Genomic DNA, 13811 nt, shown 5'->3' with positions numbered 1-13811 from the left:
CGTGGCGACCCGGCTGCAGCAGGCCTGGCTGCGGCGCGGCATGCTTGCCTGTCTGCTCTGGCCGCTGTCCCGGCTGTACGGCCTGCTGGCCGAATTGCGCCGGCTGGCCTTCCGGGCCGGCTACTTCAAATCTGAACGCCTGCCCGTGCCGGTGCTGGTGGTGGGCAACGTGGTGGCGGGCGGAGCCGGCAAGACCCCGGCGGTGATTGCCCTGGTGCAGCACCTGCAGGCCCGCGGCCTGCAGGTCGGGGTGGTCTCGCGCGGCTACGGGCGTAGCAGCCCGCATTGCCTGGAGGTCTTGCCGGGCACCCCCGTCGACGCGTCGGGCGACGAGCCGGCCCTGATCCGGCGGGTGACGGGTGCTCCTGTTTTTGTAGCATCCCGGCGCGTCGAGGCCGCGCGTGCGCTGCTCGCTGCCCATTGCCAGACACAGCTGATCGTCTGTGACGACGGCCTGCAGCATTACGCGCTGCAGCGTGACGTCGAGATTGCGGTGTTCGACGAGCGTGGCGTCGGCAACGGCTGGCTACTGCCGGCCGGCCCCCTGCGCGAGCCCTGGCCGGACCGCCTGCAACGCGGCGTGCGCGCCGGCGGGCGCGGCATTGACCTGGTGCTGCACAACGGCGAACACGCCGCCTTTACGGGCTCTTCGGGTTTTGGCTCGACGCGGCGCCTGGCCGACCACGCGCTGCGTGCCGACGGCAGCCGCGTGGCACTCGAGAGCCTGGCCGGCCAGTCGCTGCTGGCGCTGGCCGGCATCGCCAAACCCGAGGCGTTTTTTGCCATGTTGCGCGACCGCGGCCTGGTGCTGGCCGAAACCCGGGCATTGCCCGATCACTACAGTTTTGATAGCTATCCGCGTCCGCAGGACAAGGGCTACACCGTGATTTGCACTGAAAAAGACGCGGTCAAGCTGTTTCCGCGGCAAGCAGATGTGTTGGCTGTGCCGCTGGAGTTTTCACCCGAACCGGCCTTTTTCACAGCGCTCGATGCCTTGCTGGCCCCCCTGCTTTCTCCATTACCATCCTCCCATGGACACCAAACTGCTTGAACTGCTGGTCTGCCCCGTGACCAAGGGCCCGCTCGACTACGACCGTGAAAAACAGGAGCTGATCTCGCGCAGCGCACGTCTGGCCTACCCCATTCGCGACGGACTGCCGGTGATGCTCGAGAGCGAGGCGCGCACCCTCACAGACGAGGAACTCGGCCTGTGACCCGCCGCGCATGAGTTTTACCGTCCTGATCCCGGCCCGCCTCGCGTCCACCCGCCTGCCCGACAAACCGCTGGCCGACATCGCGGGCGTGCCCATGGTGGTCCGGGTGGCGCAGCGCGCCATCCAGAGTGGAGCGGACCGCGTGGTGGTGGCGGCCGACAGCCACCAGATCGTGGCGGCCTGCACCGCCTTTGGCGTGACCGCCGTGCTGACCCGTCCCGACCACCCGAGCGGCAGCGACCGGCTGGCCGAGGCCTGCGACCTGCTGGGACTCGCTGACGGGGAATGTGTCGTCAATGTCCAGGGCGACGAACCACTGATCGACCCGGCGCTGATTGATGCCGTGGCCCATCTGCTGGACCAGCGCAGCGACTGCGCCATGAGCACGGCCGCCCATGCCATCGCCAGCCTCGAGGAATTGCTGAACCCGAACGTCGTCAAGGTGGTGCTGGATGCACGCGACACGGCACTGTATTTCAGCCGCGCAGCTATCCCGGCCACGCGGGATTTTTCCGGCCAGGCCTGGTGGCAGGCCGGCCCGGCGGCGCAGGATCTGCCGCGCCCATTGCGCCACGTGGGCATCTATGGCTACCGCGTCGGCTTCCTGCGGCAATTTCCGGTTTTGCCGCAAGCACCGCTGGAGCGGCTCGAGCAGCTCGAGCAGCTGCGCGCACTGTGGCACGGCCACCGCATTGCCGTCCACGTCACCGCGCAGGCACCCGGGCCCGGCGTCGACACCCCCGAGGACCTGGAGCGCGTGCGACGGCTGTTTGTGTAAGCTGCGCGCAGGGGGACGCATGCTATCCTCCAGAGCAAAATAATGTGAGGCCGGGGCCGGCATCAGGCCACCCGCCTGCTGCCGAATTCATAAAAATCCAAGGATATCCATGAGACTGATTTTGTTGGGCGCGCCAGGCGCGGGCAAGGGAACGCAAGCGACCTTCATCTGCCAGAAATACGGCATTCCCCAGATTTCCACAGGCGACATGCTGCGTGCCGCCGTCAAGGCCGGCACACCGCTGGGCCTTGAGGCCAAAAAAATCATGGACGCCGGCGCGCTGGTCAGCGACGACCTGATCATCAACCTGGTCAAGGAACGTATCGCCCAGCCGGACTGCGCCCAGGGCTTTCTGTTTGACGGTTTCCCGCGCACCATTCCCCAGGCCGACGCGATGAAGTCCGCCGGCGTGAAGCTGGACTACGTGCTGGAGATCGACGTGCCGTTTGAGGCCATCATCGAACGCATGAGCGGCCGTCGTTCGCACCCGGCCTCGGGCCGCACCTACCACGTCAAGTTCAACCCGCCCAAGGTGGAAGGCAAGGACGACGTGACCGGCGAGCCGCTGATCCAGCGTGAAGACGACAAGGAAGAAACCGTGCGCAAGCGCCTCGAGGTCTACAGCGCGCAAACCCGTCCGCTGGTGGACTACTACTCGAGCTGGGCCAAGGCCGCGCCCGACGCCGCGCCCAAATACCGCGCGATCAGCGGCATGGGCGGTGTGGATGAAATCACGGCCAGGGCCTTTGCAGCGCTGTCGAACTGAGCGCTCTCACCGCACGATAAAAAAGGCCGTCGACAGACGGTCTTTTTGCTGGACGTCGCACGGCGTCACTCACCGTCACTCAGGCCGGACTGGACCTCAGGCCATACGCCTTGCCGTCGACAAACAGGTATTCGGCGCGCAATACCGCGTCCCCATTCTCGCCGGCGAAGGTGAAGCCCAGCACCGAAACCTGCGTGCCGGGCTTGATCTCCGCGACTTTCCAGGCCTGCAGCCGCGTCAGGGGCGCCAGCTCGATCTCCCAGCGCCTGTCCTGGCGCGTGGGCACGACGGCCCTGGCCAGCAACCCCTTGCCATCGACCGGGGCGCTCTGCGCCGGCAACGCGCGCTGGGCAAGGTCGGCCGGCAGTTTCAGCGTGGCCGGCAATTCAATTTCGAGTTCGACATGCGGGTTTTTCCAGAGGGACTTGAGCACCCTGCCTTCGAGGTAGATCGGCCGGTCCTGGTCAAAACCGCTCCAGCCGTGGTGCGCCTGCGCAAAAGGCATCAGGCCGACACTGGAGACGGCACCTACGGCCCCGATCACGTCACGTCGTTTCATCTGTCAACTCCTTGAGGCATGGTTTGCTTAGAGGTAGGCGATCCAGCGGCCGCACGCCAGTATGGTCAGCCAGATCAGGGTGGACACCCCCATCTGCACGCGCGCCCAGACATCGAGTTTGTCGAGCGAGCCGCGCCCGTGGAACCAGGCTGCATTACACGCCGCGGTGAATAACAGCAGCATCTTCAGGGTAAAGGCCCGGTTGGCCAGCAACTCGGCCGGCTGGGAGGCAAACATCAACAGGCCGGACGCCGCAGCGATGACGAAGCCGCTGAGGGCAAGGCCCAGGCTCAGGCGCGCCAGTTCCCTGACGGGCAAGGCCGCACCCAGGCCGAACACGCGCAATTCCAGCAGCACCAGGTTGCCGAGCAGCAACGCGATGCCGCTGATATGCACCATCTCCAGCGCCGGGTAGGCCCACAGATGGGATTTCAGGGCTGCGAACATCGCGTCAACCGTGCCCGGCCATCAATTGAAGCATCAGCTCCACCCGCGCTTTCACGGGGCTCAGGCCCTGGGAATCCGCAATGACGTCGCCGTGCCTGGGCAACACCCTGCCCTCCGGGCAACGGGTGGCGCGAACCACCCGCACGCCGGCCGCCTGCGCCTCCAGCAGCGCCGCCTCGAGGTCCTGGTGCAGCGTGCCATTGCCGGTTGCCGCTACCACCAGGCCCTGCACGCCCGCGGCCACCAGCGCCTGCACCACACCAGCGCGGGCACCCGCGTAATTCATCACGATCTCGACACGCGGCCAGTTGCAGCCGTCCTGCTGCGCTACTACTTTTTTGATAGCTGCTGGCGCTTGATGGGCGGGGGCTTCAGGCCAGTTTCTCAGCATACGCAAGCGCCCTTCCTCGACATAACCGACCGGCCCGGCATCGCCGGAGCTGAAGGCGTTGAGCCGGTAGGTATGCACCTTCTGCACGTCCAGCGCGCCGTGAATGACACCCGCACACACGGCCAGCACACCGCGTGCGCCGGGATGCGCGGCGACAGCCACCGCGTCCAGCAGGTTCTGCGGGCCGTCCGGCGCCAGCGCCGTGGCCGGTCGCATCGCACAGGTCAGCACCACCGGCTTGCCGGGATGGAGCAACGCGTGCAGGAACCAGGCGGTTTCCTCCAGCGTGTCGGTGCCGTGTGTCACGACGATGCCTTGCACATCGGGCTGCGCCAGGAAGTGGCTGACCCGCGCGGCGAGCCGGGCCCAGACGGCAAAACTCATGTCCTTGCTGTCGATTTGCGCCACCTGCTCGGTCACCAGATCGCAGGGGCCTTCGGCCAGCGCCGGCACGGCCTCGACCAGTTGGGCAATGCCCACCTGCGCGGCGGTGTAACCCGTATGGTCCGAGGCACTGGCGGCGGTGCCGGCAATCGTGCCGCCGGTACCCAGAATCACGATTTTTCTGTTCATAAGCGTTGAGACTTGCATTCTTTAAAGAACTGGATGAAAATACAGCTACTGGATATTAAAACAGCTCGCCAAGATTCCCCATCCCATTCTGGACGATGGAATCACCTGTTTGACAAGGAGCCCCGTGATGAGCAGCTTCAACGATTTTTCCGAAATGCCCAAACTGACTGCACGCCAGCAGCAGATACTTGAACTGATTCAAAGCGCCATCGCCCGCACCGGCGCCCCGCCCACGCGGGCCGAAATTGCCAACGAACTCGGGTTCAAGTCCGCCAACGCCGCCGAAGAACACCTGCAGGCGCTCGCCCGCAAAGGCGTGATCGAGCTGGTCAGCGGCACCTCGCGCGGCATCCGCCTGCGCAGCGACACCCTGCGCTCCATCAACGAATCGCGCATCAAACAGTTTTCCCTGCCGTTGCAAAGCCTGGCCCAACTCGCCCTGCCTCTGGTGGGGCGGGTTGCTGCTGGCAGCCCCATTCTCGCGCAGGAGCATGTGGACCACACCTACTATTTCGAAAGCAGCCTGTTCCAGCGCCAGCCCGACTACCTGCTCAAGGTGCGCGGCATGAGCATGCGCGATGCCGGCATCATGGACGGTGACCTGCTGGCCGTGCAGCAGACCAAGGAAGCCAAAAACGGGCAGATCGTGGTGGCGCGCCTGGGCGATGACGTCACCGTCAAGCGTTTCCGCCGCAACAAGAACCTGATCGAACTGCTGCCCGAAAACCCCGACTTCAAAACCATTGTGGTCGAGCCCGGCGATGCCTTCGAAATCGAGGGCCTGGCAGTGGGCCTGATACGCAACACCATGCTGATGTAGCCATGGTCCGGGCAGTGCGCATGCAGGGGCTACCCATTTTTTTCCGCGCAACAGGTGGCGGGCGTTTGGTCGCGTGGACCAACACCCTGGTGCGGCGGTTGTTCAGTTTGCAATCCTGCCTGTGTTTACCTCTACTTCTGGAGTTCTCATGGGAATCGCCGTTTTTTCACGTTCACCCGCTCATTCACCCCTTTTGTCCTTGCTGCTCTCGCCACTGCAGGCGCTTGCCTCTCTGCTGCGGCCGGTACAGCCAGTGACCCCCTTGCCTGCATTTGTCACAGCAGCATCACGGTGCGAGGTGACGGGTGAATTGCCAGTGGCCCTCAAAACCATGGCCACCGGCGTCCGCCACGCATCCGTGGCAGGCCACAAACCTTGTCAGACCGTGGCCAAGGCCACGTCGCCGCGCCGGCTGAAAATCGTCCGCGAATTTGAGGCCGGCGTGAGCCCTTCATGCGCCGGCCGCATGGTCATTTCGGGCCGCATGGCCGATGTCTGCGCCGAACTCGATCGCATGGCCCAACGAGAGGCAGCGGTCCAGTCCGCCTGAAGAAGCTGGCGGGCCGGGTGCCCCGGCGCCTGCCCTGTCACATGCCGTAAAAACCGTTGCCGGCACCTGCTGCCGCCCAGCCGTTGGCCACATGGCAGGACCGTTGCGTTCCTTTCCGGGACTGCGACACGCCTTCATGTCGTGCCGCGTCCCCGAGGGAAAACTTGCAGGCACAATATCGGCATGAATATTGTGATCCTTGACGACTACCAGGATGCGGTGCGCAAGCTAGCCTGTGCCGCGAAACTCGACGCTTACCAGGCCAAGGTCTACACCAACACCGTCAAGGGCATCGGCCAACTGTCCGTCCGGCTCAAGGATGCCGATGTGGTCGTGTTGATCCGTGAGCGGACGCATTTGCCACGCCAGTTGATTGAGAAACTGCCCAAGCTCAAGATGATTGCGCAGACCGGCCGCGTTGGAAGTCATGTCGATGTCGGCGCCTGTACCGAGCGCGGCATTGTCGTCGCCGAGGGCGTGGGCTCCCCCACGGCACCGGCAGAACTCACCTGGGCCCTGATCATGGCCGCCATGCGCCGGATTCCGCACTATGTCTCGCACCTCAAGCACGGCGCCTGGCAGCAGGCCGGCCTGAAAAACGCCTCGATGCCGCCCAACTTCGGCATCGGCTCGGTACTCAAGGGCAAGACCCTGGGCATCTGGAGCTACGGCAAGATCGGCCAGATTGTTGCCGGTTATGGCCGCGCTTTCGGCATGCGCGTGCTGGTGTGGGGCAGCCAGGCCTCGCGCGCACGTGCCCAGGCCGATGGTTATGAAGTGGCCCTTTCCAAGAACGAATTTTTCAGGGACAGCGATGTGCTCAGCCTGCACCTGCGGCTGCAGGACGACACACGCGGGGCCGTCACACTGGAAGACCTGGCGCTGATGAAAACCTCGTCCGTGCTGGTCAACACCTCACGCGCCGAATTGATTGAACCTGAAGCACTGATTGCCAGCCTGAACCGCGGGCGTCCGGGAATGGCGGCCGTCGATGTATTCGAGTCTGAACCCATCCTGCAGGGACATGCCTTGCTGCGCCTGGAGAACTGCATCTGCACGCCGCATATCGGTTATGTGGAGCAGGAAAGCTACGAGATGTATTTCAGCGCTGCCTTCGACAACGTGGTCAACTTCATCAAGGGCACGCCCACCAACATCGTCAACCCCGGCGCATTGCAGGTACGGCGTTGAAGCTCAAAGGGCGCAAGGCCGCGAGCGCAGGCGGCTCCGGCGGCAGGCGGTTATAGATCCGGACGCTCAGCGTCGGGATTTGTCGACATCGTCGGGCCGGTAGCCCGTGTCGTAGTCATCAAAGTCCACCAGGGAATCCAGCCCCGTCGGCCTCACGGCGTTGGGCGCAATGGACAACGGTGAGGCCGGGGAGGCCCCACCGGTGCGCTGAGCGTCCCTGCGCTGTGCCGTGTGCGGCAGTGTCGCAAGGCTGGCGGGGGAACCGGCCCGTACAGGTTCCATCCGGGACACACGCCCCGCCGCCGATGAAGTCCTGGCCGTTGCCTGGTTGCCCGCAGGCTTGCTGTCGCTGCCGCCTGACAGCCGGGTCAGGTCGATGTCCAGACCCAGGCGCGGCGAAGACCTCGGCTGCATGGCCAGATCAGGCCACTGGGCATCGCCGCCGCGGCCTGCCGAGCCGGATTCCAGTTCGATGATTTCGCGGCCCACGGCATACAGCAGCAGCAGTTCGCGATACTCCTCCAGGGCCAGCACCGCCGCGCCGTCGCCAGGCTCCCGAAACAGGGCCTCTTCAATGATCCTGAAGACCCGCCGCGTCGGCCACGCGGCCTGGATCTGCGCCAAAATGGCGGCATAAGCGGCGCCTCCCGCACTGGCCGGCACATAACGGTCGAAGGGTGCGATCCGGGTGCTGAAAACCTTGTTGACATCGTCACGCAGGTCCTCGTAGTTCTGCACATCGCCGGTCTGGTGGTAGAGATCCAGCAGGTCCAGATAAACCAGCGCACTGGTTTTGACGTTGTCGACCAGGTGCTTGCGCAACAGCGCGATGGCATTGGCCTGCTGACCCAGGGAGCTGAAAAACTCCACCTGCTGCTGAAGATCGAACAGTTCCGGAACCTTGACGGTCCGCGGTACGAAAGGCACGCTGACCGAGAAACGGGGGCGATCGCGGGGTGGCAGCGACGGGATGGATTCGGCCGCTGGATAGCGGGACGCGCGCCTGAGCTCGTCGAAAAGCGACTCATTGGCGTCGAGATCAGCGGTCCGGCTTGCAACCGCCATCGGCAAGCCTGTCGAGAGGCCGGATTCCGGGCTGAAAGTGCTGTTCTCGGAGGAAGAGACGGCGGCCGCTGCCTGGGCGGTGGAGCGCAGGTACCACAGGAAAAGCAGGCCCATGACCGCGATGGAAAAAAGTGCGGCCAGGCCATACACAACCACCCTGCCAAATCGCGCATTCTCGGCCTGCTCGAGTTGCTGCCGGTTTTCGGCCAGCGCCGCCTGGTTGCGCATCATGTCTGCACGCAACTGGCGAAGCTCTGCTTCCAGCGCCTGGACCTTGTTGCCGTCCGCTGTGCCGGCCACCGCTGACTCCGCCGGTGGTGCGCCCGCAGACAGTGGCGGCGGATCTCCCGCCACAAGCGTGGTTTGCAGAGGGGCCCCCACCGCGCGCGGTTTGGTGGCCGCCAGCACCACATAACGGCGTATGGTTTTCTGTACGCACCCGGCACGCAGATGCACGGTGACCACGGGTCCTTCGACGGGTATCGCAGAGCGGATATGGACCAGCCAGTCCGGGGCGGTGGCGCCCTTTTCCGGCGTTATCCGGACACTGGCCTTGTCGAGCGGCTTGTCCACGTAGAAAACATCGGCTTCAAGACACAGCGCCTGCGGGTCATCCCCGGAGTCAAGCATCAGCTGCATGGAAAGATCCAGCGGTTGGCCCAGCACGGCCGACCGGGTGCTGGGCCCCAATGTCACCGCCAAAGCACCCGCCGACAGACACAGCCACAGGCCCCCTGTCAGCAGGGCACGGTGTTGGAGTGGATGCAAAAAGGTGTTCACTTGGCTGATTCTGGCATGTCCGGCCCCTGCAGGAAGTGCAGGCAGAGGTCACTTGAACGAAAAAAAGACACGGCCCCGGGGCCGACCCGTCTGCCCCCGCAGCCCACGTCCCTGCACCATCGTGGCTAAAACCGACGCACAAGTCTAACTCTCGGCCCATGACCGCGCAAACGACGCGGGCCCTGCGAACGCCTCTCCAGCAGGATGTGGAACGCGGTCCGGGCTGCTGGATAATACTTTTCCATGAAACCTCTTTTTAAAACTGTTGGCCTGGTTGGCACGGGCGCCATGGGCCGGGGCATTGCACAAATCGCCGCTCAGGCGGGCAGCACCGTCAAGCTGTTCGACACCCAGGCCGGTGCCGCCGACAAGGCGCGCGACGCTCTGGCGGCGCAGTGGGACAAACTGGTGGACAAGGGCCGCCTCGACAGCGGCCTGGCCACCGGCCACAAAGCCCGCCTGCTGCGCGCTGACACACTTGAAGATCTGGCCGATTGCGACCTCGTTATCGAAGCGGTCGTCGAACGTCTGGATGTGAAGAAGTCACTGTTTTTGTCGCTGGAAAGTGTTGTTTCCGGACAAACCATCCTGGTGAGCAACACATCCTCGCTGTCCATCACGGCCATTGCCGCCGGACTCAAGCACCCGGGGCGTTTTGCCGGTTACCATTTTTTCAACCCTGTTCCGCTGATGAAGGTGGTCGAGGTGATTGCCGGCCTCAAGACGGACGCCGCAACCTGCAGCGCGCTGGCCGACTATGCGCGGCAAATGGGCCATACGCCGGTGCAGGCCCAGGACACGCCGGGCTTCATCGTCAACCACGCCGGACGGGCCTACGGCACCGAGGCCCTGCGCATTGTCAGCGAAGGCATTGCCGATTTCGCCACCATCGACCTCATCCTCAAGGACCAGGCCGGTTTCAAGCTCGGGCCGTTTGAACTGATGGACCTGACCGCGCTTGATGTCTCGCACCCGGTGATGGAGTCGGTGTACCACCAGTATTACGAGGAACCGCGCTACCGCCCCAGCGTGATCACGGCGCAGCGCCTGGCCGGCGGCCTGCTGGGCCGCAAAACCGGCGAAGGGTTTTACCGCTACACCGACGGCGCCGCACAAACCCCTGCAGAGCCGGCCGTGCCGGTGGTGGCCGAGATGCCGCCGGTCTGGGTGTCGCCGCGGGCGGCGCGCCGATCGGAGCTGCTGCAACTGCTCAAGAACCTCGGCGCCAGCATAGAGACCGGCGCGTCACCTTCGATGCATGCACTGGTGCTGGTCGCGCCCCTGGGCTTTGACATCACCACCGTGGCCGTGGTCGAACGACTCGACCCCGCACGCACGGTGGGCATCGACATGCTGATCGACGACGCAGCCTGCAAGCGCCGCGTGCTGGCGACCAACCCTGCCACCCGCAGCGACATGCGCGACGCCGCGCACGCGCTGTTTGCGCGCGACGGCAAGGCCGTCAGCGTGATCCGTGACAGCGGTGGCTTTGTCACACAGCGTGTGGTGGCCGCCATCGTCAACATTGCCAGCGACATCTGCCAGCAGGGCATCTGCAGCCCCAAAGACCTGGAGACCGCCGTCACGCTGGGCCTGGGCTATCCCATGGGTCCGCTCGCCATGGGTGACCGTTACGGTCCCACCAACATCCTCGAAGTGCTGTTCAACATGCAGACCGTGTACGGCGATCCGCGTTACCGCCCTTCCCCGTGGCTGCGCCGCCGCGGCGCGATTGGCCTGAGCCTGATGCACGAAGAGCCATGACTCCCCCCGTCGGACGCTCACTGCGTGTAGCGCCTTCCCCCCTCGAGGGGGCGGCGCCTGCGGCCTGGCGAAGCCAGTTCCGCGGCCCCTGCTTGCAGGGAAACCTGTACGGGGACGCCGTCCCTGCCTCTACCTCATTTCGCTGAACTGGAAAAACTGACATGGCAGGCGCACTCAAAAGCACCAGCGACGGCGCCACCCTGGTGCTGACCCTGAGCAACCCGGAATTCAAGAATGCACTCGGGCCGGAAATCTATGCCGCGGGCGTGGAAGCGCTGAACGCCGCCGAAAACAACCCGGAGATCCGCAGCGTGGTCATCACCGGCGAAGGCGGCCACTTCTGCGCCGGCGGCAACCTGCATCGCCTGCAGGGCAACCGGCTACTGCCCATGGAGGTGCAGGCCCAGAGCATCAATGGACTGCACAGCTGGATCGACTCGATACGCACCTTCCCGAAACCGGTGATTGCCGCGGTCGAGGGCGCCGCGGCCGGCGCCGGTTTTTCACTGGCATTGGCCTGCGACTTCGTGGTCGCGGCAGACAACGCTGTTTTTGTGATGGCCTACAGCAGCGTCGCGCTGTCGCCTGACGGCGGCGGCAGCTGGGCCCTGAGCCGGGCCCTGCCGCGCCCGCTGGTCGCGGAGTTGCTGATGTGCGGCGAGCGCATAGGCGCACCGCGGCTCCATGCGCTCGGCCTGGTCAACCGCAGCGTCGCCGCCGGTGATGCGCTCAGCGAGGCACTGAAACTGGCCGACACGCTCAATGCGCGTGCGCCCAATGTGCTGGCCAGCATCAAGGAACTCATCAATGACGCACCGGCCAACACCCTGAGCCAGCAGCTGGACGCCGAACGCGGGCATTTCGTGCGCAACCTGCACCATCCCAATGGCGGCGAAGGCATTGCGGCCTTTCTGGAAAAGCGCCCGCCGGTCTACGACTGAGCGGCCGCGGGAGTGCCGACCGTGCTTGCGCACGGGGCGGGCGGCCGGGACACCGAGGCGACAGATGGCGGCCTGTGGCATCGTCGCTGGCGCGACAATAACCCTCTTGTGAGTCACCCAAAAGACAGGCTATGGACGATCCCATTCTTACGATAGACGAAAGAGAGGCCATCAACGGTGGCCGCTGGTTTTCATCCCTATCCCCCTCACTCAGGCACGACATACTTCGATGCGCTTACGTCCAACGTTTCAAGGATGGCGAACTGATCGCCGCCCGCGGCGACCCGCCGGAACAATGGATTGCCTGCGCCAAGGGCGCGGTGCGTGTGAGTTCGACCTCGATCTCGGGCAAGCAGATCACGCTGACCTATGTGGAGCCCGGCATCTGGTTCGGCGATGTGGCGATCTTCGACGGCGACCGGCGCACGCACGACGCTTACGCACACGGCGAGACCACCATCCTGTGTGTGGCCAAGGCCGACTTCAAGAAAATCCTGGCCGCGCATGTGGAGCTTTACGAGGCCATGCTGCGCCTGCATGCGCGCCGCATCCGCCAGCTCTACGGCCTGGTGGAAGACCTCAACACCCTGCCCCTGCGTGCACGGCTGGCCAAGCAGCTGCTGCACCTGGTGCGCAGTTACGGCGTGAGCAGCCTCAGCGACGGGCGCGAGGTGCGCATCGGCTTGCAACTGGCGCAGGAAGAACTGGCGCAGCTGCTGGGTGCCTCGCGTCAACGCGTGAACCAGGAACTCAAGGCCATGGAACGCGAGGACGCCATCCGCATCGAACCGGGCGGCCTGGTGGTGCGCAACCGCGAAGCACTCATGCGTATTTCTGAAGCCGACCTGGAAAAATAAAGCCATGAGCAACTTTGACCATTTCCTGGGCACCCGCGAAGTCTCGGGCCCGCACGCTTTTGACCTGGAAGCGCTGAGCGCCTACCTCGAGAGGCACCTGCCGGGTTTCCAGGGACCGCTGAGCGCCGAGATCTTCAAGGGCGGCCAGTCCAACCCGACCTACAAGCTGATCACGCCGCAACGCTCGTACGTGATGCGCGCCAAGCCGGGGCCGGTCGCGAAACTGCTGCCTTCGGCCCACGCGGTCGAGCGCGAGTTCAAGGTCATGACCGGCCTGCAGGGCACCGACGTGCCGGTCGCCAGGATGTACTGCCTGTGCGAAGACGAGGCCGTGATAGGCCGCGCCTTCTACGTGATGGAGTTTGTCGAGGGGCGTGTCCTGTGGGACCAGGCCTTGCCAGGCATGACGAATGCCCAGCGCGGCGATATCTACCGGGAAATGAACCGCGTCATTGCCGCCCTGCACAAGGTCAAGTTCGCCGAGCGCGGCCTGGCCGACTATGGCAAACCGGGCAATTATTTCGAGCGCCAGATCGGCCGCTGGAGCAAGCAGTACGCCGCCTCCATCACCGAGCCCATCCCCGAAATGGACGCCCTCATGGCATGGCTGCCCGAGAACATTCCGGCCAGCGCGCGTGACGAAAGCATGGTGTCCATCGTGCACGGCGACTTCCGCCTCGACAACCTGATGTTCCACCCGACCGAGCCGCGCGTGCTCGCCGTGCTGGACTGGGAACTCTCGACCCTCGGCCATCCGCTGGCCGACTTCAGCTACCACTGCATGGCCTGGCACATTCCGCCCGGCGCTTTTCGCGGCATCGGCGGACTGGACGTGGCCAGCCTGGGCATTCCGACCGAGGCCGAGTACATCCGCCTGTACTGCGAACGCACCGGCTTTGCCAGTCCCGAGCTGATCAAGGCCGACTGGAATTTCTACCTCGCCTACAACCTGTTCCGGCTCGCGGCCATTTTGCAGGGCATCGCCAAGCGGGTTGAAGCCGGCACCGCGGCCAGCGCCCAGGCCGTCGCCTCCGCCAAAGGCGCTCCCGCGCTGGCACGGATGGCCTGGGACTTTGCGCAGAAGAGCCAATCACAGAGCGCCTGACCGCCCTCCC

General features: G+C 64.8%; 15 protein-coding genes. 11 read left to right on the top strand and 4 right to left on the bottom strand.

Going from position 1 to position 13811, the window contains the following annotated elements; translation table 11 throughout:
• Nucleotides 1-40: 40 nt before the first annotated feature.
• From lpxK to adk, 4 genes are all read left to right on the top strand, one after another.
• Nucleotides 41-1051: a tetraacyldisaccharide 4'-kinase gene (lpxK, locus tag B7G53_RS00520; RefSeq protein WP_096662817.1), complete on the top strand. Its 1011-nt coding sequence runs from the start codon at nucleotides 41-43 to the stop codon at nucleotides 1049-1051.
• Nucleotides 1032-1214 carry a Trm112 family protein gene (locus tag B7G53_RS00515; RefSeq protein WP_096662311.1) on the top strand — a complete coding sequence of 61 codons (183 nt, stop codon included), beginning with the start codon at nucleotides 1032-1034 and terminating at the stop codon, nucleotides 1212-1214. The genes lpxK and B7G53_RS00515 overlap by 20 nt, the downstream gene beginning before the upstream one ends.
• Before the next feature lie 10 nt (nucleotides 1215-1224).
• A complete protein-coding gene (gene kdsB, locus B7G53_RS00510; RefSeq protein WP_096662310.1) occupies nucleotides 1225-1992 on the top strand; it encodes a 3-deoxy-manno-octulosonate cytidylyltransferase in 768 nt (255 codons plus the stop codon).
• Between the two features lie 109 nt (nucleotides 1993-2101).
• On the top strand, nucleotides 2102-2758 hold the full coding sequence (gene adk / locus B7G53_RS00505; RefSeq protein ID WP_096662309.1) for an adenylate kinase: 657 nt from the start codon (nucleotides 2102-2104) through the stop codon (nucleotides 2756-2758).
• A gap of 79 nt (nucleotides 2759-2837) precedes the next feature.
• Here the strand turns inward: adk and B7G53_RS00500 are convergent, their stop codons facing one another.
• The 3 genes from B7G53_RS00500 to B7G53_RS00490 are packed head-to-tail and all read right to left on the bottom strand — an operon-like array spanning nucleotide 2838 to nucleotide 4728.
• Nucleotides 2838-3317, bottom strand: a complete 480-nt coding sequence (locus B7G53_RS00500; RefSeq protein ID WP_096662308.1) for a DUF6152 family protein — start codon at nucleotides 3315-3317, stop codon at nucleotides 2838-2840.
• Between the two features lie 27 nt (nucleotides 3318-3344).
• Nucleotides 3345-3764, bottom strand: coding sequence for a hypothetical protein (locus B7G53_RS00495; RefSeq protein WP_096662307.1), 420 nt, complete (start codon nucleotides 3762-3764; stop codon nucleotides 3345-3347).
• 4 nt (nucleotides 3765-3768) lie between these two features.
• Nucleotides 3769-4728: an asparaginase gene (locus tag B7G53_RS00490; RefSeq protein WP_096662306.1), complete on the bottom strand. Its 960-nt coding sequence runs from the start codon at nucleotides 4726-4728 to the stop codon at nucleotides 3769-3771.
• 127 nt (nucleotides 4729-4855) lie between these two features.
• Between B7G53_RS00490 and lexA the strand changes: the two genes are divergently transcribed.
• The 3 genes from lexA to B7G53_RS00475 all read left to right on the top strand — a co-directional run bounded on the left by lexA (nucleotide 4856) and on the right by B7G53_RS00475 (nucleotide 7289).
• Complete coding sequence (lexA, locus tag B7G53_RS00485) at nucleotides 4856-5548, top strand: transcriptional repressor LexA (RefSeq protein WP_176491238.1); 693 nt, start codon at nucleotides 4856-4858, stop codon at nucleotides 5546-5548.
• A 331-nt stretch (nucleotides 5549-5879) separates the two neighbouring features.
• On the top strand, nucleotides 5880-6098 hold the full coding sequence (locus tag B7G53_RS23095; RefSeq protein WP_255249868.1) for a hypothetical protein: 219 nt from the start codon (nucleotides 5880-5882) through the stop codon (nucleotides 6096-6098).
• Nucleotides 6099-6281: 183 nt separating this feature from the next.
• Nucleotides 6282-7289, top strand: coding sequence for a D-2-hydroxyacid dehydrogenase family protein (locus tag B7G53_RS00475; protein WP_096662304.1), 1008 nt, complete (start codon nucleotides 6282-6284; stop codon nucleotides 7287-7289).
• Nucleotides 7290-7355: 66 nt separating this feature from the next.
• On the opposite strand, the gene B7G53_RS00470 is transcribed toward B7G53_RS00475, so the two are convergent.
• Nucleotides 7356-8993 carry an emp24/gp25L/p24 family protein gene (locus B7G53_RS00470; protein WP_141396256.1) on the bottom strand — a complete coding sequence of 546 codons (1638 nt, stop codon included), beginning with the start codon at nucleotides 8991-8993 and terminating at the stop codon, nucleotides 7356-7358.
• A 384-nt stretch (nucleotides 8994-9377) separates the two neighbouring features.
• Here B7G53_RS00470 and B7G53_RS00465 point away from each other — a divergent pair, with 384 nt between their 5' ends.
• The 4 genes from B7G53_RS00465 (at nucleotide 9378) to B7G53_RS00450 (ending at nucleotide 13801) form a co-directional block, all read left to right on the top strand.
• Nucleotides 9378-10898, top strand: a complete 1521-nt coding sequence (locus B7G53_RS00465; RefSeq protein WP_096662302.1) for a 3-hydroxyacyl-CoA dehydrogenase — start codon at nucleotides 9378-9380, stop codon at nucleotides 10896-10898.
• Nucleotides 10899-11059: 161 nt separating this feature from the next.
• Nucleotides 11060-11839, top strand: a complete 780-nt coding sequence (locus tag B7G53_RS00460) for an oxepin-CoA hydrolase, alternative type (protein ID WP_096662301.1) — start codon at nucleotides 11060-11062, stop codon at nucleotides 11837-11839.
• Between the two features lie 131 nt (nucleotides 11840-11970).
• Nucleotides 11971-12696 carry a Crp/Fnr family transcriptional regulator gene (locus B7G53_RS00455; RefSeq protein ID WP_077594314.1) on the top strand — a complete coding sequence of 242 codons (726 nt, stop codon included), beginning with the start codon at nucleotides 11971-11973 and terminating at the stop codon, nucleotides 12694-12696.
• A 4-nt stretch (nucleotides 12697-12700) separates the two neighbouring features.
• Nucleotides 12701-13801: a phosphotransferase gene (locus B7G53_RS00450; RefSeq protein ID WP_096662300.1), complete on the top strand. Its 1101-nt coding sequence runs from the start codon at nucleotides 12701-12703 to the stop codon at nucleotides 13799-13801.
• Nucleotides 13802-13811: the final 10 nt, after the last annotated feature.

Source organism: Polaromonas sp. AET17H-212 (genome assembly GCF_002379085.1).
Taxonomy (GTDB): domain Bacteria; phylum Pseudomonadota; class Gammaproteobacteria; order Burkholderiales; family Burkholderiaceae_C; genus Polaromonas.
The sequence above is the reverse complement of the archived record's forward strand: the minus strand, read 5'-3'. Positions and strand labels throughout refer to the sequence as shown.